Source organism: Streptomyces sp. AC558_RSS880 (genome assembly GCF_019049255.1).
Taxonomy (GTDB): Bacteria; Actinomycetota; Actinomycetes; order Streptomycetales; family Streptomycetaceae; genus Streptomyces.
This window is the reverse complement of sequence record NZ_JAGMUJ010000048.1, coordinates 1-426: the sequence shown is the minus strand read 5'-3', so window position 1 is coordinate 426 and position 426 is coordinate 1. Positions and strand designations below refer to the sequence as shown.

Sequence of the window (426 nt, the reverse complement as noted above, 5' to 3'; positions counted from 1 at the left end):
TGGCCGCCGCGCTGGGCTATCACGCCGCCGACCCCGAACGCGGCCCGCGGCTGTGCTTCCACCTCAAGCCGGGCAGCTACGACACCACTTCCCTGATCGAGGTGCTGGAACAGATCAAGACCTTCTACGCCGGTGAGCCGGTGGTGTTGGTATGGGACGGACTGTCCGCCCACTGGAGCCGGGGCATGCGGGCCTGGGCGGCCGAGCAGGACTGGCTCACCCTCGAGCGGCTGCCGGCCTACGCACCCGAACTCAACCCGGTCGAATTGCTGTGGTCGGCCATCAAGACCCGCGAGCTGGCCAACCTCGCCGGCGACCACCTCGCCGACGTCGCCGACGCAGCCGAACGCGGCATCCACCGCGTCTGCTCCAGCGAGCAACTCCCGTGGTCCTTCCTCACCCACACCGGCCTGATCATTCACCCCT

Annotated in this window: 1 protein-coding gene; it reads left to right on the top strand. The window is 68.8% G+C overall.

What is annotated here, in order from left to right; genetic code table 11:
- Positions 1–426 (top strand): transposase (locus tag KUM38_RS19205; RefSeq protein ID WP_254397434.1); only part of this gene is annotated, 426 nt, incomplete at both ends.